At 67.3% G+C, this 25091-nt stretch carries 23 protein-coding genes; 16 read left to right on the top strand and 7 right to left on the bottom strand.

The window, feature by feature from the left end:
• The first annotated feature begins 174 nt into the window (after positions 1-174).
• Positions 175-990, top strand: a complete 816-nt coding sequence (locus MHA02_RS06780; RefSeq protein ID WP_147077849.1) for a phosphotransferase family protein — start codon at positions 175-177, stop codon at positions 988-990.
• A gap of 181 nt (positions 991-1171) precedes the next feature.
• Here MHA02_RS06780 and MHA02_RS06775 read toward each other — a convergent pair whose 3' ends face one another.
• Complete coding sequence (locus MHA02_RS06775; RefSeq protein WP_147077847.1) at positions 1172-2530, bottom strand: MFS family transporter; 1359 nt, start codon at positions 2528-2530, stop codon at positions 1172-1174.
• Between the two features lie 458 nt (positions 2531-2988).
• Here MHA02_RS06775 and MHA02_RS06770 point away from each other — a divergent pair, with 458 nt between their 5' ends.
• Positions 2989-3858, top strand: a complete 870-nt coding sequence (locus MHA02_RS06770) for a DUF1236 domain-containing protein (RefSeq protein ID WP_147077846.1) — start codon at positions 2989-2991, stop codon at positions 3856-3858.
• A gap of 61 nt (positions 3859-3919) precedes the next feature.
• Here MHA02_RS06770 and hrcA read toward each other — a convergent pair whose 3' ends face one another.
• Positions 3920-5014, bottom strand: coding sequence for a heat-inducible transcriptional repressor HrcA (gene hrcA / locus MHA02_RS06765; protein WP_147077844.1), 1095 nt, complete (start codon positions 5012-5014; stop codon positions 3920-3922).
• Between the two features lie 132 nt (positions 5015-5146).
• Complete coding sequence (locus MHA02_RS06760) at positions 5147-5725, bottom strand: type 1 glutamine amidotransferase domain-containing protein (protein ID WP_147077997.1); 579 nt, start codon at positions 5723-5725, stop codon at positions 5147-5149.
• Between the two features lie 149 nt (positions 5726-5874).
• Here MHA02_RS06760 and MHA02_RS06755 point away from each other — a divergent pair, with 149 nt between their 5' ends.
• Entirely contained in the window at positions 5875-6096 is a 222-nt protein-coding gene (locus MHA02_RS06755) for a hypothetical protein (RefSeq protein WP_147077842.1), read from the top strand.
• 80 nt (positions 6097-6176) lie between these two features.
• On the opposite strand, the gene MHA02_RS06750 is transcribed toward MHA02_RS06755, so the two are convergent.
• Entirely contained in the window at positions 6177-6566 is a 390-nt protein-coding gene (locus MHA02_RS06750) for a hypothetical protein (protein ID WP_147077840.1), read from the bottom strand.
• Between the two features lie 304 nt (positions 6567-6870).
• Here MHA02_RS06750 and MHA02_RS06745 point away from each other — a divergent pair, with 304 nt between their 5' ends.
• Both MHA02_RS06745 and MHA02_RS06740 read left to right on the top strand, forming a co-directional pair.
• Entirely contained in the window at positions 6871-7080 is a 210-nt protein-coding gene (locus tag MHA02_RS06745) for a cold-shock protein (protein ID WP_147077838.1), read from the top strand.
• Between the two features lie 256 nt (positions 7081-7336).
• Positions 7337-7579, top strand: a complete 243-nt coding sequence (locus MHA02_RS06740) for an AsnC family transcriptional regulator (RefSeq protein WP_147077836.1) — start codon at positions 7337-7339, stop codon at positions 7577-7579.
• A 102-nt stretch (positions 7580-7681) separates the two neighbouring features.
• On the opposite strand, the gene MHA02_RS06735 is transcribed toward MHA02_RS06740, so the two are convergent.
• Complete coding sequence (locus tag MHA02_RS06735) at positions 7682-8524, bottom strand: inositol monophosphatase family protein (RefSeq protein ID WP_147077834.1); 843 nt, start codon at positions 8522-8524, stop codon at positions 7682-7684.
• Positions 8525-9171: 647 nt separating this feature from the next.
• Here MHA02_RS06735 and MHA02_RS06730 point away from each other — a divergent pair.
• From MHA02_RS06730 to MHA02_RS06690, 10 genes are all read left to right on the top strand, one after another.
• The gene (locus tag MHA02_RS06730; RefSeq protein ID WP_147077832.1) at positions 9172-9483 is read left to right on the top strand and encodes an acyl carrier protein; all 312 of its coding nucleotides are present in this window, start codon (positions 9172-9174) and stop codon (positions 9481-9483) included.
• Complete coding sequence (locus MHA02_RS06725) at positions 9480-10676, top strand: beta-ketoacyl-[acyl-carrier-protein] synthase family protein (protein WP_147077830.1); 1197 nt, start codon at positions 9480-9482, stop codon at positions 10674-10676. Before MHA02_RS06730 ends, MHA02_RS06725 begins: the two co-directional genes overlap by 4 nt.
• A gap of 180 nt (positions 10677-10856) precedes the next feature.
• Positions 10857-11402, top strand: coding sequence for a MaoC family dehydratase (locus MHA02_RS06720; RefSeq protein WP_147077828.1), 546 nt, complete (start codon positions 10857-10859; stop codon positions 11400-11402).
• Between the two features lie 242 nt (positions 11403-11644).
• Positions 11645-13000 (top strand): TolC family protein, encoded by a 1356-nt coding sequence (locus MHA02_RS06715; protein WP_170249072.1) that lies wholly within the window; start codon positions 11645-11647, stop codon positions 12998-13000.
• Positions 13001-13305: 305 nt separating this feature from the next.
• Positions 13306-13437, top strand: a complete 132-nt coding sequence (locus tag MHA02_RS22825) for a hypothetical protein (protein ID WP_280177967.1) — start codon at positions 13306-13308, stop codon at positions 13435-13437.
• Positions 13438-13597: 160 nt separating this feature from the next.
• Positions 13598-14974 (top strand): aspartate aminotransferase family protein, encoded by a 1377-nt coding sequence (locus MHA02_RS06710; RefSeq protein WP_238180316.1) that lies wholly within the window; start codon positions 13598-13600, stop codon positions 14972-14974.
• Positions 14975-15267: 293 nt separating this feature from the next.
• The gene (locus MHA02_RS06705; RefSeq protein ID WP_147077824.1) at positions 15268-16209 is read left to right on the top strand and encodes an LpxL/LpxP family acyltransferase; all 942 of its coding nucleotides are present in this window, start codon (positions 15268-15270) and stop codon (positions 16207-16209) included.
• Positions 16196-17527: an HlyD family secretion protein gene (locus MHA02_RS06700; protein ID WP_170249070.1), complete on the top strand. Its 1332-nt coding sequence runs from the start codon at positions 16196-16198 to the stop codon at positions 17525-17527. Before MHA02_RS06705 ends, MHA02_RS06700 begins: the two co-directional genes overlap by 14 nt.
• Positions 17524-19659 (top strand): peptidase domain-containing ABC transporter, encoded by a 2136-nt coding sequence (locus MHA02_RS06695; protein ID WP_147077821.1) that lies wholly within the window; start codon positions 17524-17526, stop codon positions 19657-19659. The genes MHA02_RS06700 and MHA02_RS06695 overlap by 4 nt, the downstream gene beginning before the upstream one ends.
• A gap of 246 nt (positions 19660-19905) precedes the next feature.
• A complete protein-coding gene (locus tag MHA02_RS06690; protein ID WP_147077819.1) occupies positions 19906-20130 on the top strand; it encodes a hypothetical protein in 225 nt (74 codons plus the stop codon).
• Positions 20131-20329: 199 nt separating this feature from the next.
• Here MHA02_RS06690 and MHA02_RS06685 read toward each other — a convergent pair whose 3' ends face one another.
• Positions 20330-22525, bottom strand: a complete 2196-nt coding sequence (locus tag MHA02_RS06685; protein WP_147077817.1) for a xanthine dehydrogenase family protein molybdopterin-binding subunit — start codon at positions 22523-22525, stop codon at positions 20330-20332.
• A 47-nt stretch (positions 22526-22572) separates the two neighbouring features.
• The gene (locus tag MHA02_RS06680) at positions 22573-23028 is read right to left on the bottom strand and encodes a (2Fe-2S)-binding protein (RefSeq protein ID WP_147077815.1); all 456 of its coding nucleotides are present in this window, start codon (positions 23026-23028) and stop codon (positions 22573-22575) included.
• Between the two features lie 355 nt (positions 23029-23383).
• Here MHA02_RS06680 and MHA02_RS06675 point away from each other — a divergent pair, with 355 nt between their 5' ends.
• Positions 23384-24934, top strand: coding sequence for a sensor histidine kinase (locus MHA02_RS06675; protein WP_147077813.1), 1551 nt, complete (start codon positions 23384-23386; stop codon positions 24932-24934).
• Positions 24935-25091: the final 157 nt, after the last annotated feature.

The following is a 25091-nucleotide window of genomic DNA, read 5'->3' as shown; positions in this document are numbered from 1 at the left end:
GTGTGGAAATGCGTCCTGGGTCGGCCGGGCGCGCGTCACGCCCCGGCCATGCTCGCGTCCTCATAAGGAGGCGCGGACCCCGAGTCACGGGTGGTGTGCGGCCGAGACTGCTTGCCGTCGCCGGCGGGCGCATCTACCCCGCGAGCCGCGCATCAGAGGGCGAGATCGGACCGCATGCCTGCCGAAGGGAATCCAGCCGGCCCGGTGCCCGTCGATTCCGGCCTGAGCTCCGAGGTCTTCCTGCACGGCACCGACCGGGTGCTGAAGCTCTACCGGGAGCCCTCCGAACCCGCCGCGATCGAGAATGAATTCCGCGCCAGTGCCCTGGCGCATGCGCGCGGCCTGCCCGTGGCGCGACCCATCGCGCTGCTGAAAAGGGACGGGCGCACCGGCATCCTGTTCGAGCGCCTGCACGGCCCGACCATGCTGAAGCGCTATGCGAAGAATCCGCTCGGGATGATGCTGGCCCTGCGCCGGCTCGCCGCGATCCAGCACGCGATCCACGCCCTGCCCGCCCAAGATCTGCCCCTGCAACGCGCCCGCTTGGCGCACGATATCGGCTGGGCCCGCGTCTCCGAGGCGACGCGCGAGGCGGCTTTGGCCGCGCTCGATCGCCTGCCCGGAGGCGACGCGTTCTGTCACAACGACATCCATCCGGGAAACGTGCTGTGCACCCCGGCCGGCCTCGCCGTCATCGACTGGCAGAAGGCGGGTGCCGGCTGCCCGGCCGCCGATGTCGCCCGCACGGAACTGATGATCCGCTACGGCCGCCTGCCGAAGGACCGGTCGGGAAAGGCCGACAAGCTCCGGGGCGTCGCAGCCGATTGGTACGTCCGCTGCTATCGCCGCTTGAGTGGTCTCAACCGCGAAGAGATCCGGGCTTGGCACCTGCCGCTGATGGTCGCCCGTCTCTGCGCCCAGCGCATCGACAAGGACGTTCAGATCCTGGAAGTCGTCGACCGGCTGCTGAGCGCCCGGCGCGCGGCCTGAGGCGGCGGCCGATCGATCCGACCGGCCGGAACGCCATGGCCCGATCCAGGAGAACCTCCAGGACGCGTGATCGCCACATGCCTTCACGAGGAAGGCGCTCCCAGTGCTTCCCACAACATTCCCGCGGGGACTCCTTGGGCCGGGGGAGAACTCCCGGGGAACGGGCGTGTTGCGAGAGACCCTACGCCGTCGCCAGCCGGGTCTTGCGCATCAGCGCCTCCTCGACGGTGCCGTCACCGTCGAGATAGCCGTGGCGCTTGGGGTTCGGCATGATCAGCGAGGCGACGAAGGAGATCGCGAGCATCACGGCGACGTACCAGAAGAAGGTGCTCTCCATGCCTTCGTTCTTGAACCACAGCGCCACATATTCGGCTGTGCCGCCGAACATCGAATTCGCGATGGCGTAGGACAGTCCGACGCCGAGCGCGCGGACGTGGGTCGGGAACAGCTCGGCTTTCACGATGCCGCTGATACCCGTGTAGAAGCTGATCGCGACGAGCCCGGTCATGATCAGGCCGAAGGCGAGGACCGGATCGGTGTTGCCGCCGATCGCCGTCATCAGCGGCACGATCAGCAGCATGGTCAGGCCGGAGAACAGCAGCATGTTGGTCTTGCGGCCGATCCGGTCGGAGAGCCAGCCGAAGAACGGCTGGATGATCATGTAGGTGAACAAGGCCGCCGTCATCGTGCGTGAGGCGACGATGGGATTGATGTGCGCCGTATTGACCAGATACTTCTGCATGTAGGTCGTGAGCGTATAGAAGCTCAGCGAGCCGCCGGCCGTATAGGCGAGCACCACGCAGAACGCGCGCCAGTGCTTGAACAGGGCCGAGAAAGTGCCCGACTCCTTGGACTCGAGGTTGTCCTTCGTCGCCGTCTCGGCGAGCGAGCTGCGCAGGAACAGCGCGACCACCGCGGCGAGGGCGCCGATCACGAACGGGATGCGCCAGCCGCCGCCGACAAGCTGCTCCTTGGTCATCACCGTTTGCAGCGTGACCAGCACCAGCGAGGCCAGGAGCTGTCCGCCGATCAGCGTGACGTACTGGAACGAGGCGTAGAACCCGCGCTGCCCCTTGCTCGCGACCTCGCTCATGTACGTGGCGCTGGTGCCGTATTCGCCGCCGACCGAGAGGCCCTGGATCATCCGCGCGAGAAGCAGGAAGACCGGCGCCAGCGTGCCGACGGTTTCGTAGGTCGGGAGCACCGCGATCAGCAGCGAGCCGGCGCACATCATCAGCACCGAGATCATCATCGAGGTCTTGCGCCCGAGCCGGTCGGCGATGCGGCCGAACAGCCAGCCGCCGACGGGGCGCATGAAGAACCCGACCGCGAAAATGCCCGCCGTCTGCAGCAGCTGGCTGGTGCTGTCGCCGGAGGGGAAGAAGACGGGCGCGAAGTACAGCGCGAAGAAGGCGTAGCAGTAGAAGTCGTACCACTCGACGAGATTGCCGGAGGACGAGCCGACGATCGCCAGGATGCGGCGACGGCGATCGTCCGGATCGTCGGGCGCCGCGGGGGCGATCGCGAGGGCGTCGGTCATGGTACCTCCCGCGGCACCGGGCTTTGCGCCGGTTGCCTGTTGAGCCGGACGGTCGCGCAAAGCGCCGGACGGCACAAGCCCTTCGCGAATGCTGTCCGCATCTTGCATACAGGTGGACGGCGCATCGCCTGCCCGGTCTAAGCCAGCGACCTGCTCCCAATCCGGCGCGACAGCACGTTGGCGTCAGCGACGCCGCCGGGCGGCCCGTACCGCAACAGGACGGCTCGGTCCCGCACCAATGTGCCATGCCCAAGCTTTGGGAGACGTCACGAGCGGCGGAAATCCGATGATCGAATATCTCGGCTACTCGACAGGTGAGGCCGATACTCGACAAACGAGGAGCCGTGTGTCGCGCGATTGCGGAACGTCACGGAACGGTTTCCTGCATCTCCTCGTTGCGGGGCTGGATACGGCGCCGTGAGGGTTGCCGGTAAAACCAACAGACGGGAAACGACGCCATGAACAAGCTCTTTCGGAGCACGATGACGGCTGCCCTGGTTGTGGTCGGAGCGACGACGGCCTTCGCGCAGGGCGGTGGCGCCGGCGGCGCGGGCGGTGGAGCAGGCGGGGGCGCTGGTGGTGGTGCTGGCGTCGGCGCAGGGGGAGCCGGTGGTGGTGTGGGCGGTGGCGCCGGCGGCGCTGCGGGCGGAGCCGGCGGTGGAGCTCGCGGCGGCGGCGGCGGTGAAATGGGCGGTGCGGCCGGCGGTGGAGCCCGCGGCGGCGAGGCCGGTGGAGCCGAGGGCGGTGCCCGCGGTGGCGCAGGTGCGCGCGGCGCCGGCGAGGACGGTTCGGCCGGCGGTGCCCGCGGCGGAGCGGCCGGCCGCGAAGACGGCAAGGCCGGTGCGGCCGGCGGCGAGAAGAGCGGCAAGCCGGGCGCAGCCGGCGAGAAGGGAGCGGCCGGCGAGAAGGGAGCGGCCGGCGAGAAGGGCGGCCGCGATGCGCAAGGCGAGCGCGGTGGCCGTGACGGCAAGGCCGACCGCGGGGACCGCGACGGCAAGAGTGAAGCCGGCGAGCGCGGCGGTCGCGGCGAGGCGGGCGGACGTGGTGGCCGCAGTAATGCGGCTGGCGCCTCGCGCAGCCTGAGTTCGACCCAGCGCACCGAGTTCCGCTCCACCATCACCCGCTCGGGCGTCCGGCCGCTCACAAACGTGAACTTCAACGTCAGCGTCGGCACGGCCATCCCGCGCTCGGTCCGGCTCAACCCGCTCCCGGCGGCGATCCTGACCCTGGTGCCGGCCTATCGCGGCTACGATTACGTCCTCGTGGGCGACGACATCGTCATCATCGATCCGGACACCTACGAGATCATCGACGTGATCCCGGCCTGATTATCCGGCCGATCCGACGGCACGAGAGGGCGGGGCTTCGGCTCCGCCCTTTTTCGTGGGCTCAGCGCTGGCGTTCGAGCAAACCCGAAACCACGCGCGCGGTATAATCCACCATCGGCACGATCCGCGCGTAGTTCAGCCGCGTCGGCCCGATCACGCCGACGACCCCGACAATCTTCTGGTCGCCATCGCGGAACGGCGCGGCGATCAGCGAGGAGCCGGAGAGCGAAAACAGCTTGTTCTCCGAGCCGATGAAGATCCGCACGCCGTCGCCGCCCTCGGCGCGCGAGAGCAGCTCGATCACGTCCTTCTGGGTCTCCAGGTCGTTGAACAGCAGGCGGATGCGCTCGAGATCCTCCACCGCGCGCAGGTCGTCGAGCAGGTTCGCCTGCCCGCGCACGATCAGCTGGCGCGCCTCGGACGGCCCCACCGAGGTGGCGAGACCGGCATCGACCAGCCGTTCGGTGAGCGCGTCGATCTCGCGCTTCATCGCCTGCCGCCCGGCCTCGATGTCGAGACGCAACGTGTCGAGGGTTCGGCCTTGCAGGCGGGCGTTGAGATAGTTCGAGGCCTCCTGCAGCGCGCCGGCCGGCAGCCCCGGAGGCAGGTCGACGAGACGATTCTCGACGCTGCCATCGACCGAGACCAACACCACCAGAGCGCGGGCCGGATCGAGGCGCACGAACTCGATGTGCTTGAGTTGCACGTTGGCCTTGGTCGTCAGGACGACGCCAGCGCCGCGCGAGATGCCCGAGAGGAGACTGGAAGCCTCGGCGAGCGCGCTGTCAAAGGTGTGCCGGGAGGCGGCGGCGCGCATCTGAGCCTCGATGCGGGTCTTTTCCTCCTGGCCGACATCACCGAGTTCCATCATCGCATCGACGAAGAAGCGCAGGCCCTGCTCGGTGGGCAGCCGGCCGGCGGAGGTATGGGGGGCGAAGATCAGCCCGGAATGCTCCAGATCCGACATCACGTTGCGGATCGAGGCGGGTGAGAGTGCCATCGGCAGGATCCGCGCGAGATTGCGCGAACCGAGCGGCTCCCCCGTGGTTAGGTAGCTCTCGACGATCTGCCGAAAGATCTCGCGCGAACGCTCGTTCAGCGTCGCGAGCGCCAGAGCCTGCTGGTGGGAGGAGAGGAAGGGGCTGTTCTCGGTCACGCAATCGATCCTGACCGGAGATTGTGTCCGCCCGCGGGTCCGGGGGCAATCCATTCGTGCAAGACCAGCAACGAAGAGCGCCGCCCGTCCCGGGAGGACGGACGGCGCCGGATGTCAGATCGAGCTGATCGATTAGGCGGCGAGGCTGCGCGGCTCGTGCCGGCCTTCCTTCACCTCCTCGATGATCTTGGCGCAAAACGCGTCGAGATCGTCCGGCTTGCGGCTGGTGATGATGCCGCCGTCGGTCACGACCGGCTCGTCGACCCAGTGGCCGCCGGCATTGGTCACATCGGTCCTGATCGACCCGAACGAGGTGAGCTTGCGACCCTTCACCGCGCCGGTCTCGATCAGCAGCCACGGCGCATGGCAGATCGCGGCGACGACCTTGCCCGACGTCAGAAAGCTCTTGATGATCTCTAAGGCCTTCGGCTCGAGGCGCAGCTTATCCGGATTGATCTGGCCGCCGGGAAGCACAAGGGCGTCGTAGTCGTCCGGATTCACGCCCTCGAGATCCTGGTCGACCGCCACGCTCTTGCCCCAGTCGGTCTTGTCCCAACCGCGGATGGCGTCCTTCAACTGGCGCGACGTAGGCGCGGCGACATGGACGGTGGCGCCCGCCTCGGACAGCTTTGCCTGTGGGACGGTCAGCTCACTCTCCTCGAATCCGTCGGTCGCGACGATGAGGATTTTGGATTGTTTGATATCTGGCACCGGCAATACTCCATCAATGCTGGATGTTGCCGGGCCAACCATGCGCCGCGAGCCATGTTCCCGCGGCAATTGGCAACGAGATCCATGTGGAACCGGAGCATCGCGGCGAGATTGCCATGCATCCCCACAATCGATCCAGGAGACGTGCCATGGCCAATCCCGGCATGCCGACCCCCGAACCGTTTCCCGGCGGCAACATCCCCGGAGATCTTCCGCCGCCTGTCGAGCCGGACGAGTTGCCGGATGTCGGACCCACCGGTCCGCGCACGCCGTACCCGATGAACGATCCCGATGTCGGCGAACCGAAGGAACCGGGCTCGGAGCCGGATTACCTGCCCGGTGGCCCGACCGACCCGGGTATTCGAATCTGACGGATCTGTACTGCGACCTCGCCATCGTCATTTGGATCCGCTTCGCGCCGAAGCCCAGTGCGAAGCGTTTTCCTGGGAGATCAGTGGCCGCCGTGAGAGGTGCGCACGTCGCGCGGCGCGGCCAGGATCTCGGCGAGGCTGGTCGCCACGTGCCGGGCCTCCTCGTCGGTGAGCCGGAGTTGGAACGGCGGCAGGGCGCCGGCTTGCAGCGCGACCACGGGCTGACCCTGCTCGTCGGTACCGACCTCGATCGCCGAGGAGGTCACGTCGAGCATCGCAATGTCGTCCTCGTTCAGCTCCTCGAGCATTTCGGGCTCGTCGCCGTCGTCGATCGCGGTCAGCAACTGGCCCACGGCGCGCACGAGGGCACGGGCGGCCCGGGCATCCATCACGACGGCGGTCGACTGCTCGTCTTTCTGAAAAGACAATTGGATGTTCGCGCCTTCGAGGGAAACCGAGATGCCCGCCATGGAATGCCTAACTGCTTGGAGCCGAACCGTATATGGACCGGCGCTCGCCAAAACGACAGGGCTGGACGCGCGCGCTGCCCTCGCCGCCAACGGGTTTCGCGGCTCAGAAAGCGCCCGCGCCGCCTTGTTGTGGCCGCTTCGATCGTCTATGTGACATGCAGCGGGTCTTAACGGATTCGAGCGCGCAGCTCTCAAGTCGCCTCGACACCCGCTCATCCGACATACCGACGGACACGAACCTCGTCGCTCGCGCCGAGCAGGCGCTCGCCCGTGGTTCGTCAGACATACGACAAGGAACGATTACGTGAGTACCGGTACTGTTAAGTGGTTCAACGAGACCAAGGGCTACGGCTTCATCCAGCCTGACGATGGTGGCAACGACGTCTTCGTGCACATCTCGGCCGTGGAGCGGGCAGGGTTCCGCAGCCTCGCGGAAGGCCAGAAGGTCTCCTACGAGGTGATCACCGACAAGCGCAGCGGCAAGGACGCCGCCGGCAACCTCCAGGCGGCCTGACGCCTTTTCCGGTGCCGGCTTTTTCAGCCGGCATCGGACCCGGACGCGGCAAGCGTCCGACCTCCGAAGTGGATACCGATACGGCCCATACGGCCATCGGATCGACGGCCACCACGGTGCCTCGGCCATTGCCGCCGAGCCAGACGACCGTGCGGCAGGCTGCCGTTCATCACGACGTCATTACAAACAACCAGAAACGAGGTCGATCTCGATAAAGTTCGAGAAACACGACCCTGAGAAAGCCAAGACAGACACAATGCAGTTCGAGTACACACCCCGCCGTTCCGGCCGTTCGCCCGTAACCGACGCGACGACGTTCCGGGTCGAGCGGCTGAGCCGCGGCGCTTTCGACAACGCCTCCCCGGCCGACATCACCCACCTGATCGACCGCTCCTACCGATACCACTCGCCGCGCGAATTGCGCTGGCACCTCGCCGAACGCCTCGGCGTCACCCCCGCGGCCGTCCGCCTCAGCGAGACGAACGCGCACAGGGCGTGAAGCCTTGGCGCATGGTCCCGGGTCATCGATCCGGCACGATGCGCAGCGTTTTCGCGAGGCATCGGCTTTCCCGAATGCCCACGGTCACTTTTCGGGCGATGCCTAACCCGCGGCCCTGAGGGCCGCGAGGGCCGGCTCGCACAGGCTCCTGGGAGCTGAGATCAGTTCCCCATGCCGCGGCTCGGGCCGGTTGTAGCGGGCAGCCTCGCCGTCCAGGTCGCAGATCATCCCGCCGGCTTCGCGCAGGATCAGGTCAGCCGCGGCGAGATCCCAGTCCCGCGAATCCTTCGAGATCAGTCCGAGATCGATCGCGCCTTCGGCGACGCGCGCCACGCGCAGGGCCAGGGACGGGATGCGGTCGACCCGCGTCAGGGCCGGGGGCGCACCGTGACGTGCCGCACCGCGCTCCAGCCGATCCTGAAGCGGCTTCGGCCCGGTGACCCGGATGCCGTCGAGCGCCGTGACGCCGGAGACGCGGATCGGCGTGCCGTTCAGGCTTGCGCCGCCACCGGCGCTGGCCTCGTAGAGTGCGCCGAGCACCGGACCGAAGACGAATCCGATCACCGGCTCGCCATGCGCGAGCAATGCCACCGCGATCGACCAGTCGGGATGCCCCGACAGGAAGGCGCGGGTGCCGTCGATCGGGTCGACGATCCAGACGAGGTCGCTGTCGAGCCGGGCGGGATCGTCGGTGGTTTCCTCGGAGAGCCAGGCAGCGCGCGGCTCGATCTCGCTCAGGCGGACCTTGAGAAAGGTATCGACCGCGACGTCGGCTTCGGTGACCGGCGAGCCGCCGGCCTTCGACCAGACGTTCGCGCTGGTCTGGCCGCCCATGCGAAAATGCGGCGTCGCGAGTGCGGCCGCCTCGCGGACGGCGTCGCGGGCACGCGGCAGCAGGGAGGCGACAAGCGCCTGCGTCTCGGCGGGGAGAACGGTGTCGGCCATGCGGTCCGGATGCTGTCGCTGCGGGGAACCGAGCGAGGCTTCGTTGTAGGCGCCATTCGCCGGCCTCCACAAGGATTCCGACGATGCCGGGAAGCCGGCACACAGCCGCGCGCCCGTCGGGAACACCGGAAGCGACCGAGCCGGTCGATCTCGACACGGAGGCATCTTGCGAACCGCCCGCTGAGACGCCGCGACAGAGGAGCAACGCCGTCAGGAGGATTTACAGAGGCGCGTAGGCGTCGACGATCCCGCCGGAACGGTTGACGACGCAGATCAGGGTCGCTTCGCGCACCTCATAGCTGAAGGGCAGGGCATAGGTCAGCCGCATCATACAGCGACGTCGGATCGCGGCGCGTATTCGTTCAGTCAACGGACGGAACGTCGGCCGCACGGTTGCACCGAAGGCTATATCTTGCCGCACGGCCGCAAGCAGGACTGCACAACCTGCACATGATTTTGGGCGGATCCAGTTGCAAAAGCGACCTCGCCAATCTTAACGAATAGGCTTCGGCGCAAAATACCGGAAATAAAGCGCGCCTTCGACAAATTTACTATGAGATCTTTTACAGAGTTAACGCACGTTATAAAACTTGATCAAAGAATTCGAACGATGGCAATCAATGCGTCGGTTCAATCGGAGACGCGCCATGATTCCTTCCGTTGCAGATGTCGCTCCAGCCCAGCCGCCGTTGACGACCGGCGACACGATCGAAGCCGGACTTTTCCAGATCGTCCGCAAGTACCTCAAGACCCAGGACGCGGACTGGACCACCGCGACGACCATGGCCGAGGCGCAGATCGACTCGCTCGATCTGGTCGAGGTGATTTTCGAGATCGAGGATCAGTTCGGCGTCGAGATCACGTTCAACGCGAACGCCAAGTCCGCCGACGAGACGACGTTCGGCGACGTGGTCGACCTGATCCGATCCGCTCTGGCCGCCAAGGCCCGGAAGGCATGAGCACCGTCGTCGTCTCCGGTCTCGGCGTCACATCCCCGAGCGGGCTCGATCTCGACACGTTCTGGGCGAACCTGGCCGCAGGCCGGTCGAGCTTCACGCCGGCCCGTGCGCTGCCGGACTCGGGCGTGATCGCCGCGGAGATCGACGAAGCGGCGGATTTCTCGGGCCTCCCGATCCCGGTGCCGGCCGCCTGCGATCGCAACGCCGTGCTGGCGGTCTCGGCGGCCATGCAGGCACTCGCGGATGCCGGCCTGACACAGGGCTCGGTGGCGCCCGAGCGGATCGCCGTGATCCTCGGCAACGGCGGCGGCGGCCTGACGAGCCTCGACACGCAATACGAGCGGCTCTTCGTAGAGAACAAGCGGCCTCACCCCTTCTCGGTGGTGCGGGCGATGGGCAGCTCCTCGGCGAGCTGGGTCTCGATCGCCTGCGGCGCGCAGGGACCCTGTTTCGTCATCGCCAGCGCCTGCGCTTCGGCGACCCACGCCATCGGCGTGGCGGCGCAGCTCGTCCGCAGCGGCATCGTCGACGTGGCGATCACCGGGGGGACGGAGGCACCGCTTTCGCGGGGCACCCTGATGGCCTGGAACGGGATGAAGATCATGAGCCGCACGGGCTGCCGCCCGTTCTCGCGCGACCGCGACGGGCTCGTCGTCGGCGAGGGGGCGGGCATCCTCGTGCTGGAGCGCGAGGATCATGCGCGGGCGCGCGGACGCCACCCGAAGATCGCGGTGGCGGGCTTCGGCTGCGGCGCCGACGCCGGGGACATCGTGGCGCCGACCGTGGACGGCATGGCCAGGGCGATGCGGGCGGCTCTCGCGGATGCCGGCCTGTCCTCGCGGGACATCGACTACGTCAACGCACACGGGACCGGGACGCGCGCCAACGACATGACGGAGGTCAAGGCCCTGCGGGAGGTTTACGGGCCGGGGGCGATCCCGCCGGTCTCGTCGACCAAGGGCACGACCGGCCACGCGCTCGGCGCCGCGGGTGCGCTCGAGGCGGTGGCCACGGTCCTCGCGATGACGCATTCGGTCGCCCCACCGACGGCCAACCTCACCGAGCAGGATCCCGAGCTCGACATCGACGCGATCCCGCTCCGGTCGCGAGCGATGCCGATCCGGGCCGCCATGTCGAACTCCTTCGCGTTCGGCGGGCTCAATGCCAGTCTGATCCTGCGGCACGTGAGCTGAGCCGCGGGCTCTGGCTCGCTGCCCGGCGACGGAGACGCGAGGTCGCGCCGGAAAAGCCGCGAGAGGGTTCGGCCGTCTCTCAGGGCACCGTCCGCGACGGACAATCAGATCTGAGGATCAGCGATGACGGCGGCTCATGAATCGATCGCGACCGCAGGTGCTCCCGACGGGACCGGTCCGATGTCCATAGGACAGACGGCATTCCTGGCGGCCCTGCGGCTGCGCGTCGGTTCGCAGATCGGCGCTTCCGACTGGGCGATGGTCGACCAGGAACGGATCGATCGGTTCGCGGCGGCGACCGGCGATCACCAGTTCGTCCATGTCGACCCGGTCCGCGCGGCGGCCGAGACGCCGTATGGCGGGACGGTGGCGCATGGCTACCTTACCCTCGCGATGCTCGGGGGAGCCTTAGGCGAGGTTCTGCCCGTTCATCCGTGCGTGCGGGCCGTGCTGAATCTCGGCGCGGACAAGGTGCGGTTCCTCGCGCCCGTGCGCGCGGGCGCACGGATCCGCGGGGTCTTCATCCTCAACGGCGTCGGCGCGCTGCCGGAGAACAAGGCTGCCTTGCGGCTCGCGGCCACGGTGGAGGTGACGGAGGCCGGGGCCGAGGCGGCGCGGCCGGCGCTCAGCGCCGAACTCACCCTGATGCTGGTCTTCTCGGGGGACGCCGATGCCGCAGAAGCGGCCGCCCGTGGAGACCCGCAGACCGCGCACGTGCAACTCTGACCATCGGCCGACGACCGGTGTGCGCTCGACACCCGGGAGCGCAAGCCGGGCGCGAGACGCCCCTGCCGCCGACACATGAAGGCCGGTCCGCCGCCATGCAGCCGGCCTCAAGACAGCCGATCGTTGAACCGAACCAGGCACGCCACTTGTGGTGTAAAAGTCGAGGCTTCACGCGAACTTAACCACGTCGGCGCATGGCTGGGGAGAATTTTCGCGCGGTTCGAACCGGCCGGACAATCTGGATGGGTACTGCATCGTCGGGCGCAAAGACTGGCGCCGGGAGCGCCGGCGCCGTCGAGCGGATCGCACGGGTCGTGCTCGGCATCTTGGTCGGCGCCGGCACGCTCTGCGGCCCTGGGGCGCGCGCCGAGTCCATCGGCGAGGCCATGAACTGGGCCCTGCGATCGAGCTTCGACCGGCGGGCGGACGACGAGCGGCAGGCCGCCGCCGAAGCGCGGCTCATGGGCGGCTACGAGGCCTTCCTGCCGACCATGGGCTTCGCGATCAGCCGCCGCCTCGACAGCCGGATCAAGTATTCGCCCGACTTCACGTCCGATCCGACCATACCGGGGGCGAGCGACACCTTGCAGCGTTGGCAGCCCAATACGTCGGGATTCCAGCTGACCATGCCGCTGTTCGACGGGTTCAGGCGCTACCATGAGCTCCAGGCGGCCCGGAACGCGGTGGCCGCCGGCCGCGGCCTTCAGGATGTGAAGATCCAGCAGATCCTGCTCGACACCGCGAGTGCCTACCTCGCCGTCCTGCGCGATCGGTCCGTCGTACGACTGCGCGAGGCCGCGATCGCCGACGTCTCGAAGGTCGCCCGCAGCGTCGCCCTGCGGCGCGAGGTCCACGACGCCACCAACGCCGAAGCGGCGCTGGCCGAGTCGCGCGTGCTCGCCGCCACGACCAACCTCGAACAGGCGAAGGCCGATCTCGCCGCCTCCGAGACCGAGCTGGCCCGTCTCGCAGGCCCCACCGCGAACCCGACCGCACTGCCGCTCGTCCCCAACGGCCTGCTGCCGAATTCTCTCGAAGAGCTTCGCGCCGTCCTGCTCGGCGCCAACCCGAAGCTCATCGCCGCGCGCTTCGACGCGGAGGCGGCGGGCTCCCTGGCGAAGGCGGCCTATGCCCAGTTCCTGCCGCAGCTCAATCTGGCGGTCACGCACGGCGATCGCGGACCGGCCTCCCTCACGCCCTACAAGGTTGTCGAAACCTCGACGATGCTGCAGGCCCTGATTCCGATCTACCAGCCCGGCGAATTCGGCAACCTCGCCCGCGAGCACGCGATCGCGCGCCAGAAGCGCTACGAGTCTCAGGATCTCGAACTCGTTCTGGTCGCCCAAGCGACCGCCGCCTTCATCCAGCGCCGGTCTACCATCGTCCAGGTCGGCCAGGCCGAGCAGCGCGTGCGCAAGATCACCCGCGCGGTGCAGGGCCGCCAGATGGAGCTGCAGGTCGGCTCGATGACCGTCGTGGACGTCCTCAACACCGTCGCCGAGTTGGCGGAGGCCCGCATCGCCAAGATCAATCTCGAATTCGCCCGCGACAGGGCGACCTATGCGCTCGCCGCCGTGATGAATCGACTCCGCGGTTAGAGCACTTTGCGACCAAGTGGATACCGGTCGGTCGAAGGGACGGTCCCTTCCCTCTCGAGGTTCGGTGGACCCGGCCCTCGTGCGATCCGGCGAAACCACAAGGCTCAATAGTCCCACAATACAATTTCTAGGATGCATTTTCCTTTTTGGACGAAGAGCCGAAATACGATTGAAAAATCGATCCGACTGCCTAGGTAATCATCGGTGTTAGTATTAATTATCTCATTTTGTTGTAATAGAACGCGGCATGTTAGATTGATGCGTTGCCGGCCAGACAACAGAGCCGGGAACGACGGAGATCAGACATGACCGAGATCAAGCTCGACAAGATGAAGACCCTCGCCGGCGGCGGCGGCCCGTGCGGCCGCGACAAGGGCGGCAGCGCCCCGGCTCCGACCCCGGCTCCGACCCCCTCGAAGGGCGGCAAGTGCAGCTGATCTCGACTCGACCGTAGTCGAACGTCACTGAGACCATGCGGGCGAGATCGACCACGGTCCGATCCGGCCCGCATGCAGGACGGGAGTGCTGAGCCGGACGATTCCGATCCGGCGCAGCCTTCGCCGCGTCCCGATCGACCCGCGAACCAGAGGTGATCGCATGCTGGACATCACGCCGATGCCGGCCACCGACGTGGCCGCCGCCGATCTCGCCCATCACCTCCATCCCTTCGCGGACATGAAGGAGCTCGTGGATGGGGGCGTACGCGTGATGACGCGCGGCGAAGGGTGCTACGTCTACGACAGCGACGGCAAACGGTATCTCGATGCCTTCGCCGGGCTCTGGTGCGTGAATGTCGGTTACGGCCGCCGCGAGATCGCGGACGCCGTCTTCGCGCAGATGAACGCGCTTCCCTACTACAACACCTATTTCGCGACGACGACGACGGCCACGGCGCGCTTGGCGGAAAAGATCTGCTCGTATGCCGGACCAGCGATCAACCGGGTCTTCTTCACCAATTCTGGGTCCGAGGCCAACGATACTTGGCTCCGGATGGCACGTGTCTACTGGGCGACGCTCGGCAAATCCGAAAAGTCGGTCGTGATCGCCCGGCAGAACGCCTATCACGGCTCGACGGTGGCCGGTGCGAGCCTCGGCGGCATGAAGCACATGCACGAGCAGGGCAATCTGCCGATCCCGGGCATCGTCCATATCGGCCAGCCCTATTGGTACGGCGAGGGCGGCGATCTCGCCCCGGCCGAGTTCGGCCTGGCGAGAGCGCGCGAACTGGAAGACAAGATCCTGGAACTCGGCCCCGAGCGCGTCGCAGCCTTCGTCGCCGAACCGATCCAGGGGGTCGGCGGCGTGATCGTTCCGCCCGAGACCTACTGGCCCGAGATCCAGCGCATCTGCCGGAAATACGACATCCTGCTGGCCGTCGACGAGGTCATCACCGGCTTCGGCCGGCTCGGATCCTGGTTCGGCTATCAGCATTACGGGCTGGAGCCGGATTTCTGCGCGATCGCGAAGGGCCTGTCGTCGGGCTATCTGCCGATCGCGGGCGTGATGGTCTCCGACCGCGTTGCCGACGTCCTCGTCAACCAGGCCGGTCCGTTCCACCACGGTTTCACGTATTCGGGTCACCCGGTCGCCGCCGCAGCCGCGCTCGCCAACCTGCGTATCCTCGAGGAGGAGCGGCTCGTCGAACGCGTGCGGGACGATATCGGCCCCTATTTCGCGCAGGCTTGGCGCGGCCTCTCCGACCACGTCATGGTCGGCGAAGCGGTCTCCGTCGGACTGCTCGGCGCCGTCCAGCTCGTGCTCGACAAGGCGACGCGCCGGCGCTTCTCGCGGCCCGGCGACATCGGGATGGTTATCCGCAACTTCTGCATCATGCGCGGCGTCATCGTCCGGGCGAGCGCCGACCGGATCCTGGTGTCGCCGCCGTTCACGATCAGCCGGAGCGAGGTCGACGACATCGTCTCGACGTTGCGCGACGTCATGGACTTCGTGTCGGCGGAGTTGTCGTCGGATTGAACGCCTGCAGCCGGACGCGCTTCGTCAGAACGCGGACCGCAGCAAAGGACGGAACCGCGTTCAGTTTATCTTAAAGTTATTTTTCGATGATCGCACGGCCACCGATACCGCGATCCTCGCATTCTCTCGGCTACGGCATCGGCCCGGCACCGCCGCTCGGCCGGGTGCGTCGACGATCATGTTTGCAAGAACTGGCCGTCCTTCAATCGCTCGCATGAGATCTCCGGAACTCATGCCCTCGTCACCGGAATCTCTTGCGCAAAGAGGTCGACAACCGAGGCCATGGTCGGCGCATGACGGCTGTGCTGCAGATCATCAAGCTTCTCGGGCGGTTGCCCCTCGCGGCGCGGCGGCGTGCCCTGCGCCTGCTGTGGCGGGGGACGCTGCCGTTCCGCTCCGAGGTCGGGTTCGGGCTTCAACCCGTGGTCGAGCATTACCTCAAGGTCGGCCGGAAGGCGGCGCAGCGCATCGCGGTCGAGCACGATTACCACGACACTTTGCTGATCATGGAATGGCACGCCAACATCCATAGGAGCCGGCGGCAGCTGATCGGCGACTCCGCCAGGACGCGCGTGAACGATCCGGCGCTCATCGAACGCATCGCGGCGAGCGGCGATACCGTGATCCTCGCTCCGATCCACATGGGCGTCTTCCCGTCCGGGATCACCCACGTCGTCTGGAAGTACTTTGCGGGGCGTCGATTGCTCGTCCTCCGGGCGCGGGACGATCTGGCCGAGAACAACGCGGCGATGGATCGCCTGCGCGACGTGGCCAGCGAATTCCGGATCCTCAATACGCGCAACGAGGCGGATTTCGTCGATGCGATGCGCTTCGCCCGCAAGGGAGGCGTCGTGGTGTCGCTTCTCGACCTGCCCGAAACCTACGGCATTCCGGCCGACACCACCCTGTTCGGAGAACCGGCCGCGATCGCCCTCGGACTCGACGCAATGGCGCGCATGCTCAAGGCCGTCGTCGTGCCGATGACCGTCCGATCGCTGCAATCGCGGGACGAGATCGTCTTCGGACAGCCGTTCGAGGTGTCGGCCACTTCGCCGGAGGCCCGGCAGGAGCTCGCGCGGGCGATCGCGCGTCAGATCGAGGTCTTCGTGAAGATCGCGCCGCCGCAATGGCACATGTGGACGCGCCTTCCCGAGTTCTATCCCGAACGCGTCCGGCGCAGAACGCCGGATGCTTCGCCCGACGCCGGAAAGGTCGAAGCCCATGTCGGTCTCTGACCTCGTCGGGCGTTTCCTCGGACGCAGGCAGCCCAAGCCGGCCGGCATGATGAGCCGGTTCGAGGTGACCGGGCTTCACGAGCTGTCGTCCTCGATCGAATTCCGGCGCGATACCGCCTCGAATCTCCTGGTCCTGTTCTTCGTGACCCTCGCGGCATTTCTGATGGTGTCGATGTGGGTCGGGACGTTCTCCAAGCAGGAGACGATGCGCGGCATCGTGCTCGGCTCGAAGGGCAGCCAGCGGCTCGCCGCCACCGTCGACGGCACCGTGACGAAGGTCTGGGTCGCGCAGGGGGACGAGGTCAAAGTCGGCCAGCGGCTGCTGACCATCGTGCCTCAGCAGAGCTCCGCCGGCGCCAAGCCGCTCTCGGAGGCCGAACTGCAGTCGCTGACCGAGCAGCGCCAGAACATCGGCAAGCAGATCGCCGACCTCGAAGCCCTGATGTCGAACGACGCCGCCGATCTCGGTGCGCTGGAGGGCAACGTCGTCAAGATCAACGAGAACCTGCGCAAGCAGGAAGCCGAACTGACGATGGCGTTGACCGCCCAGGACAGCCTGGTCCGGAAACTCCAGGCCTACCTCAAGCTCGGAGACGTGACGCGCGACGTCGTCATCGCGCAGGAGCGCATCAAGCAGGACTACACGCGACAGCTTCTCGATATCCGCCTGCAGGGATCGCAGCTCGCCTCGACCCAGATCGAACGCCGCCGGACCGTGCAGCAGAGCAAGTCGGCCAACGCCAACGAGCGGGCTCAGCTCACGCGCGGGCTGGCCGATCTCGATTCCCGGATCGAGCGCGCGAAATCCGCGATCGCCACGGACGTAATCTCCGGCACCGCCGGCCGGATCGCGGCGCTCAACGTGCGCGAAGGCTCGGACGTGAAGCTCGGCGACACCATCGCCGCCATCGGCGATCCGGACGCCACGTTCACGATCGGCCTGCAGGCGCCCTCGAAGACCATGGGCCTGCTCGCGCTCGGCCAGCGGGTCGTGCTGAAATACGATGCGTTCCCCTACAAGACCTTCGGCATCAAACACGGCCGGATCATCGCCATCGGCCGGCAGCCCCTGAGCCTGCCGAAGGACGACGACAGCTCCGCGATGGCCGATCTGGCGCTCGCCAAGGCCGGGCCGCGACCGCCGAAGGAGTCGAAGTTCCTGATCGAGGTCGAACCAGAGGACCGGACCATCATGGCCTACGGGGCGGAGCGGCCGGTGCTGATCGGCTCGACGCTGAGCGCCGACATCGTCGTCGAACGACGCCGCCTGATCGACTGGGTGCTCGATCCGATCTTCGCGATGAGGGGCCGGACATGAGCATGCCGTTCGTCTCGAACAAGCCGCGGGTCCGGACCCTGCTGCAGAGCGAGCAGCAGGAATGCGGCCTCGCCTGCATGGCGATGATCGCCAATGCCTACGGCCACAACATCGACCTTCCCTACATGCGCTCGGTCCACCAGATCTTCAAAGGTGGCATGACGGTCGCCGAGCTCTACGGGCTCGCCGGCGTGTTCGGATTCGATGCCCGCGCCCTCGGCGTCGAGAACATCGACGATCTCGTCGGCCTGAAGCTGCCGGCGATCCTTCACTGGGAGGGACGGCACTACGTCGTGCTCGACCGGATCTCGCGCGGAACCTACTACATCCACGATCCGGCGGTCGGCCGCCGGGCGTTCAGCCGTGCGGACTTCGCGAAGCATTTCTCGGGCGTCGCGCTTGAGTTCCAGCCGCGCGTGTCGCTCGAGAAGATCGTCTCCAAGGACGGACTGTCGCTCTGGGCCATCGTCAAGTCGACCGGCGGTTTCCGGGCGACGTTCTGGAAGATCCTGTCGGTCTCGATCGCCGTCGGCCTGCTCGCCCTCGCCTCGCCGATCCTGCTGCAGGTCTCCCTCGATTTCGTTCTGCCGCAGGCCGATCTCGACCTGCTCGCGATCATCGCCATCGGTCTCGCGGCGATGCTGCTCTTCGAAGCCGTGGGAAACTGGCTGCGGGACATGCTCATCCTGCGCGCCTCGATCGGCATGCAGCTGCAGTTCTCCCGCTCGGTCGTCGGCCACGGCCTGCGACTGCCGCTGCGCTATTTCGAGGCCCGTCATCCAGGCGACTTCGTCACCCGGCTGAGCTCGGTCGATCAGGTCAAGGCCTTCGCCGCCGACGGCATGGTCCGGTCGCTCGCCGACACCGGGGTGTCGGTAATCTCGGTCGCCTTGATGCTCTACTACTCGGTCAACATGACCCTGATGGTGCTGGCCACCCTGGCGCTGGCGATCGGCATGCGCACGCTGTTCCTGCAGCGGACGCGCGAGGCGACGACGGAGGCCCTGACCGCGAAGACCGAGGAGGTCTCGACGCTCCTCGACGGCCTCGACCGGATCCAGATCATCAAGGCGCACAACGTCGCCAGCCGGATCGAGCAGCGCTGGTTCGAGAAGCTGTCGCGCTATGCCGGCCGCGACTTCATCTCGCGGCGACTCCAGATCGACACCCAGCTCGCCGTTCACATGATCGTCACCCTCGGCACGGTGGGCACACTCTACGCGGGCGTCGTCTCGGTGCTGCTCAACCAGATGACGATCGGCATGCTCTACGCGTTCTTCGCCTTGCGCGGCAGCTTCTTCACGATGGTCGACACCCTGACGACCAACCTGATGCACCTGACCGTCATCCGATCGCATGTCCGCCGTCTCGAGGACGTGATCCAGAACGAGCCGGAGGCACCGGCGAAGTCGGCGGTGATCCGCAAGGCGATCCGCCGGGACGTGGAACTGACGGACATCGCGATCTCGTTCGGCCGCGAGGAGCGGCCGGTGGTCCGGGCGGCGAACCTGCGGATCGATATCGAGGGCGGCGAACACATTGCGATCGTCGGCGAATCGGGCTCGGGCAAGTCGTCGCTCCTGAAGGTCATCGCCAGCGTGGCGCAGCCGACGAGCGGTTCGGTCCTCGTCGACGGGCAATCGTTGGGACGGTTCGGCACGATGGAGTACCGCTCCAACATCGGCGTCGTCTTCGCGGAGGACGGCCTCTTCACGGCGACCATCGCCGAGAACGTCAGCCTGTTCGATCCGGACATGCCGGTCGAGCGCATCCGGCAGGCGCTCTCGATCGTGGGTCTCGACGCGGAGATGGAGGCGCTGCCCCAAGGCATCGCCACGATCGTCGCGAACAACAACTCGCTCCTCTCCACCGGCCAGCGCCGGAGAGTGCTCGCCGCCCGTGCGATCTGCCGCCAGCCGCGATTGATGTTGTTCGACGAGATCACGGCCAATCTCGACGCGGCTACCGAGAAGGATCTGCTCGAGAGCCTGTGCCGGTTGCCCGGCGGCAAGATCTTCGTCACGCATAGCGATCGGGTGCTGGCCTACGTCGACCGCGCATATCGTCTGGAGGACGGCGTGCTCAAGCCGATGGATCTGTCGGCCGGGCCGAACGAACTGAAGATCGCCTGATCCTCGCTCCGCCCGCGCAGGTTCCGTACCGAACCTCGGATCGACCCGCCGGAGACGCGGCATGCGGACCTCCCCCTCGGAACTGACGGCTGCGTTGCCGGTTTGACCGCAATCGCAGGGTCTAGGTGGAGCAAATCCCGTCGTGATCTCTCCGGACGAACGCCTCGCCCTGCGGGCCCCTCTGCCGTTTTCACGACCGCGTGATCGGCGGACCATCGGTCTCATGACCGAGAAAGGCGAATCGTGATGATGAAATACGCGCAGATGGCCGCTCTGGCCGGCATTCTCACCGGCGGAAGCGTGCTGGCCTGTCAGGCCGCCGACACGTCAGGCGGGAGCGGGACGATCCGCTACGCCCAAATGAACAGCCCCGGCGATGGCCTCGACAAGGAGGCCGCGTCCGAAGGCAACGCCCGCCCGAGCAAGCGCGCCGTGCCCCAGCGGAAGAAGTCCGGCAAGCGTATGCGCTGAGGCTGGAAAGTTCGGGTTCGACGGTCGTTCGAACCCGGATAGGTGGAGCGTCAGCGCCACCGGGGCCGGCGCGAAGCCGTACGAGCGCCATGCCGCTGATATGCAGTCGTCACAGGCGGCTTCGCTGATACCTTGCCCAGCTCACAGGCAGGCGTTCCGACAATCTCCATCCGTCATCCGGATCGTCGACCGAGCAGGATCAGACCCCCTTCAAGCCAGCCAGATCGAGCGGTAGCGAGCGCAGCCGCTGGCCCGTCGCGGAAAAGATCGCGTTCGAGATCGCCGGGGCGATCACCGGGACGCCGGGCTCGCCGATTCCGGTAGGCGCGACGGTCGAGGGCACGATGTGGACCTCGACGCGGGGCATTTCCGTCATCCGGGTCGGCTGGTAGCTGTCGAAGTTCTTTTCCTGCACGACGCCGTCCTTCAGCGTGATGCGGTTGCGCAGCACCGAGGACAAGGCGAAACCGACTGCGCCCTCGACTTGAGCGCGGATCACGTCCGGGTTCACGGCCACGCCGACATCGACGGCGGCGACGATGCGGTTGACCTTCACGGACGAGTCGCCGGCCGTCACGTCCGCCACCATGGCGACGTAGGATCCGAAGGATTCGTGGACGGCGACGCCGTAGCCCCTCCCCTTCTCCGTCGGCTTCCGGTCCCAGCCGGCTTCCTTGGCGGCCAGGGTGAGCACGGCTGAAAGCCGCGGCGCCCGGCCAAGCAGGCTGAGGCGGTACGCGACCGGATCGACGCCGGCAGAATGCGCCAGTTCGTCGATGAACACCTCCATCACATGCGCCGTGTGGGTGTGGCCCACGGAGCGCCACCACAACACCGGCACGCCCTCCCGGCCGTTATGCACGTCGAAGCGGTAGGCCGGGATCTGGTAGGGCGTGTCCGAGGCGCCCTCGACGGTGGTGGCGTCGATGCCGTTCTTGACGATCATCGCCTCGAAGGGCGAGCCGATCATGATCGACTTGCCGACGATGACGTGCCGCCAGCCGGTGATCGCACCCTTGTCGTCGAGGCCGGCCCGGACCTTGTGAAACACCGTCGGCCGGTAATAGCCGCCGGCCATGTCGTCCTCGCGGGTCCAAACGAGGTGGACCGGCGCCTTGCCGTCCCAGGCGGCGACGATGCTGGCGGCCTCCGCGAAATAATCGGCGCCCGGCGTCGCGCGCCGGCCGAACGAGCCGCCGGCCCATTGCGTGTGCAGCCGGACCTTGTTCGGCGTCACGCCGAGAGTGGCCGCCACCACGGCCTGCTCGACGGTCTGGAGCTGGCAGCCGGCATAGACGTCGAACGATCCGTCCGCTGCCCGCTCGATGGTGCAGTTGAGAGGCTCCATCGCGGCATGCGCGAGGTAGGGAAAGCTGAACTCGCCCTCCAGCACCTTGGCCGACGCCGCGATCGCCTTGTCCGGGTCGCCAGCCTGCGAGGCGACGAGGCCAGGGCGCGTGGCGATCTCACGATACTCGGCCAGGATCTTTTCGGACGACCGGCTCTCGGCGGCCGAATCGTCCCACTCGACCTTGAGGGCTTCGCGGCCCTTCATTGCCGTCCAGGTGTCGCGGGCGACCACCGCGACGCCAGACGGAATTTTGACGATTGCAACGACGCCCGGCATCGCCCTGGCCGCCGTGTCGTCGACGCGCTTCACCGTACCACCGAACCTGGGCGGATGGGCGACGACCGCCGTCACCTGGCCGGGGCGGCGGATGTCGAGGGAGTAGATCGCGCTGCCGTCGGTCTTGGCCGTCGAGTCCACGCGGTGGGCCTGCTTGCCGATCAGCGTCCAGGCCGACGGGTCCTTCAGCTTGGGCTCCTGCGGCACGGGCAGGCTGGCGGCGGATTCGGCGAGTTGGCCGAACCGGGCCTCGCGGTTCGAGGCGGCGTGGCGCACCACGCCCTTCGACACCGTGATCTCGGCGACCGGGACCTTCCACTGGAAGGCGGCCGCGGCCACCAGCATCTCGCGGGCGGCAGCGCCCGCCTTGCGCAGCTGGAACCAGGAATTGGCGATGGCAGTCGAGCCGCCGGTGCCCTGCACCGGCCCCATCAGCAGATTGTTGTAGAGCGCGGCATCGGCCGGCGCGAAGCTCGTGCGCACCTGCGCCCAGTCCGCGTCGAGCTCGTCGGCGAGGATGGTGGCGAGGCCGGTGGTGTTCCCCTGCCCCATGTCGAGATGCTTGATCATCACCGTGACGGTGTCGTCGGCGGCGATGCGCACGAATGCGTTGGGCTGGGCCGCGACCTTCGAGAGGTCGGGACCGCCTGCGGCGCGGGCGGGGCTGCGCAGATCGAGCCGGAAGCCGATCAGGATGGCGCCGGCAGCGGCGCCGCCCAGGAAGGCGCGGCGGGACGGCGTGGTGTGAGGCCGGGCAGTCTTGAGCATGACGGGCTCCGCTTCGGCAAAAGGACTTGGGACGAACAGCGAAAGGATCAGCCGAGGGTGCGGGCGGCCTCGTGGATGGCGGCGCGGATGCGCTGGTAGGTGCCGCAGCGGCAGATGTTGCCCTCCATGGCGCCGTCGATGTCGGCGTCCGTCGGCTTAGGATTGTCGGAGAGCAGGCCGATCGCCGACATGATCTGCCCCGACTGGCAGTATCCGCACTGCACGACGTCGAGGCTGCGCCACGCTCCCTGCACCGCCTCGGCGACCCGGCCGTCGATGCCCTCGATGGTGGTGATCTTGCCCTCGCCGACATCGCCGAGCTTGGTCTGACAGGAGCGCACCGGCTGGCCGTCCATATGCACGGTGCAGGCGCCGCATTGGGCGATGCCGCAGCCATACTTGGTGCCGGTCATGTCGAGGCGGTCGCGGATCACCCAGAGCAGCGGCATCTCGGGATCGGCATCGACCTCATGCACGACGCCGTTGACGGTGAGCTTGAGCATCGCGATCTCCGCGTTCAAAATCTTCCGAGGACATGGGCCGGTGGGCGACAGGCCGATGTGCGCCGCCGCACATGGAATTGGAATTGTTCGTGGAAGCGGATTTTCATCGGCGCAAGCGGAAGCGCCGGTCCTGCCCTCACTACGACGGCAGCGGATTCAAGAGATCCAACCGGCGATGGTCACAGAGAACCGACCCGTGCCACGCCATCGCAGCGTAGGGTCGGAGGTGCGGCTGACTCAACTCACGAAAATGCCGCCGATCCCGGCAGCCGCTTTTTAATACATCCCGCGCAAACTCGGGCTCCCCATTCCGGGTGCCGCACCAGCGGACCCGACCGGCGTACCCGATCATCGCATGCCCGACCTGACCGCGGAGATGGTTCAGCGCGGCCGCGGTCCGTCCTCCGAGGAGGTCGCCCGGCGCCGCAGCATGTCGCGCGACCTGCGCTCGGCGCGCGAACGGCTGACCTCGACCAGCGGGTTGGAACGGGCGTTCGATTTCGAGCTGATGCGGCTCTACGCGCAGTATCGCGCCGACGCCGCGATCCCGCTGGTACTGTTCGCACTGACGCTGGCGGCCGCCTCGACCATCTGGATCGATCCCGTCAACGCAGCGCTCGGCTGTGCGTGCGTTCTGGGAGCGCTGGCCGTAACCACAGCGGCATGCCGTCGTTTCCTGCGACGGGAGGCATCGAGTCTCTCGCTCAAGCGCTGGCGCCGCGTCTTCGTGCTCGGCGAGATCCTGCAGAGCACGACATGGGCGCTGATGATCCCGCTCGCGGTCGAGGACGCGCGCACCTTCGCGCTGTTCGGACTCGTCGTGGTGGCGGCGGTGGTGACGATGCTCGCCGCGACCGTGCCGCTCGCCGCGATCTGCGCGCTGGTCCCGCTCACCCTGGCCGCGCTCTCGCTGCTCGCCGATGCCCATGGCACGCACACGATCCCGCTGGTGGTCATGGCGGTGGGCAGCCAGGTCTTCTTCGCCGGGCTCGGCCGGCGGCTCTATGCCTCCGCGGTCGGTGCGCTGCAATCGCGCGCGGAGAAGGATGCGATCTTCGCCGAACTCGAACAGGCCAAGGCGAACTCGGACGAGGCGCGGCGGCGGGCCGAGGAGGCGAACCTCGCCAAGTCGAGCTTCCTCGCCACCATGAGCCACGAGCTGCGCACGCCGCTCAACGCCATCCTCGGCTTCTCCGAGGTGATGAAGAACGAGATCTTCGGGGTCCACGCCGCGCCGGCCTACCAGGAATATTCCACCGACATCCACGACAGCGGGATGCATCTGCTGAACCTCATCAACGAGATTCTCGACCTCTCTCGCGTCGAGGCCGGCCGCTACGATCTCAACGAGGAGGCCGTGACGCTGGCCTCGGCCGTCGAGGAGGCGCAGCACATGATGGCGCTGCGGGCGCGGGGGAAGAGCCAGACCATCCATGTCCATGTCGACGGCACCATGCCCCGGCTCTGGGCCGACGAGCGGGCGCTGCGCCAGATCGTGCTGAACGTCCTCTCCAACGCCGTGAAGTTCACGCCTCAGGGCGGCGAGATCACCGTCAAGGTCGGTTGGACCTCGTCGGGCGGACAGTATCTCAGCGTCAAGGATTCCGGGCCCGGTATCCCGGAGGACGAGATCGGCACCGTGTTGACCTCGTTCGGCCGCGGCTCGCTGGCCATCAAGACCGCCGAGCAGGGCTCGGGCCTCGGCCTGCCGATCGTGAAGGGGCTGGTCGACCTGCACGGCGGCGGCTTCCAGCTGAAGTCGAAGCCGCGCGAGGGCACCGAGGTGATCGTCACCTTCCCGGCCGCCCGCGTGATGGAAACCCTGCCGGCGGTGGATCTCAACCCCGCCAAGGCCATGCCTGAGGCCAAGCCCGACAAGAAGCGCGAGCGGCGCGAGGCGGCCTGATCGCCGTTCGACAGTCATGCCGCCGCATCTGAATGCAGCGCTGCAGTGGCCTATCCCGGAGCTCTGAGCGTCATCGCGCCGCGACCCGTCCCGATCGCCCATGGGTCGCGCGGAGGCCGGCTCGCCCGCCTCGCATCGAAAGCTCGATTCCGGCCGG

Source organism: Methylobacterium haplocladii, from assembly GCF_007992175.1.
GTDB lineage: Bacteria > Pseudomonadota > Alphaproteobacteria > Rhizobiales > Beijerinckiaceae > Methylobacterium > Methylobacterium haplocladii.
The sequence above is the reverse complement of the archived record's forward strand: the minus strand, read 5'-3'. Positions and strand labels throughout refer to the sequence as shown.

Excerpts from the sequence above, each read along its gene's own strand:
- MHA02_RS06780 (WP_147077849.1), top strand. The coding sequence starts at position 175 with ATGCCTGCCGAAGGGAATCCAGCCGGCCCGGTGCCCGTCGATTCCGGC.
- MHA02_RS06775 (WP_147077847.1), bottom strand. The coding sequence starts at position 2,530 with ATGACCGACGCCCTCGCGATCGCCCCCGCGGCGCCCGACGATCCGGAC.
- MHA02_RS06770 (WP_147077846.1), top strand. The coding sequence starts at position 2,989 with ATGAACAAGCTCTTTCGGAGCACGATGACGGCTGCCCTGGTTGTGGTC.
- MHA02_RS06755 (WP_147077842.1), top strand. The coding sequence starts at position 5,875 with ATGGCCAATCCCGGCATGCCGACCCCCGAACCGTTTCCCGGCGGCAAC.
- MHA02_RS06750 (WP_147077840.1), bottom strand. The coding sequence starts at position 6,566 with ATGGCGGGCATCTCGGTTTCCCTCGAAGGCGCGAACATCCAATTGTCT.
- MHA02_RS06740 (WP_147077836.1), top strand. The coding sequence starts at position 7,337 with ATGCAGTTCGAGTACACACCCCGCCGTTCCGGCCGTTCGCCCGTAACC.
- MHA02_RS06735 (WP_147077834.1), bottom strand. The coding sequence starts at position 8,524 with ATGGCCGACACCGTTCTCCCCGCCGAGACGCAGGCGCTTGTCGCCTCC.
- MHA02_RS06730 (WP_147077832.1), top strand. The coding sequence starts at position 9,172 with ATGATTCCTTCCGTTGCAGATGTCGCTCCAGCCCAGCCGCCGTTGACG.
- MHA02_RS06725 (WP_147077830.1), top strand. The coding sequence starts at position 9,480 with ATGAGCACCGTCGTCGTCTCCGGTCTCGGCGTCACATCCCCGAGCGGG.
- MHA02_RS06720 (WP_147077828.1), top strand. The coding sequence starts at position 10,857 with ATGTCCATAGGACAGACGGCATTCCTGGCGGCCCTGCGGCTGCGCGTC.
- MHA02_RS06715 (WP_170249072.1), top strand. The coding sequence starts at position 11,645 with ATGGGTACTGCATCGTCGGGCGCAAAGACTGGCGCCGGGAGCGCCGGC.
- MHA02_RS22825 (WP_280177967.1), top strand. The coding sequence starts at position 13,306 with ATGACCGAGATCAAGCTCGACAAGATGAAGACCCTCGCCGGCGGCGGC.
- MHA02_RS06710 (WP_238180316.1), top strand. The coding sequence starts at position 13,598 with ATGCTGGACATCACGCCGATGCCGGCCACCGACGTGGCCGCCGCCGAT.
- MHA02_RS06705 (WP_147077824.1), top strand. The coding sequence starts at position 15,268 with ATGACGGCTGTGCTGCAGATCATCAAGCTTCTCGGGCGGTTGCCCCTC.
- MHA02_RS06700 (WP_170249070.1), top strand. The coding sequence starts at position 16,196 with ATGTCGGTCTCTGACCTCGTCGGGCGTTTCCTCGGACGCAGGCAGCCC.
- MHA02_RS06695 (WP_147077821.1), top strand. The coding sequence starts at position 17,524 with ATGAGCATGCCGTTCGTCTCGAACAAGCCGCGGGTCCGGACCCTGCTG.
- MHA02_RS06690 (WP_147077819.1), top strand. The coding sequence starts at position 19,906 with ATGATGAAATACGCGCAGATGGCCGCTCTGGCCGGCATTCTCACCGGC.
- MHA02_RS06685 (WP_147077817.1), bottom strand. The coding sequence starts at position 22,525 with ATGCTCAAGACTGCCCGGCCTCACACCACGCCGTCCCGCCGCGCCTTC.
- MHA02_RS06680 (WP_147077815.1), bottom strand. The coding sequence starts at position 23,028 with ATGCTCAAGCTCACCGTCAACGGCGTCGTGCATGAGGTCGATGCCGAT.
- MHA02_RS06675 (WP_147077813.1), top strand. The coding sequence starts at position 23,384 with ATGCCCGACCTGACCGCGGAGATGGTTCAGCGCGGCCGCGGTCCGTCC.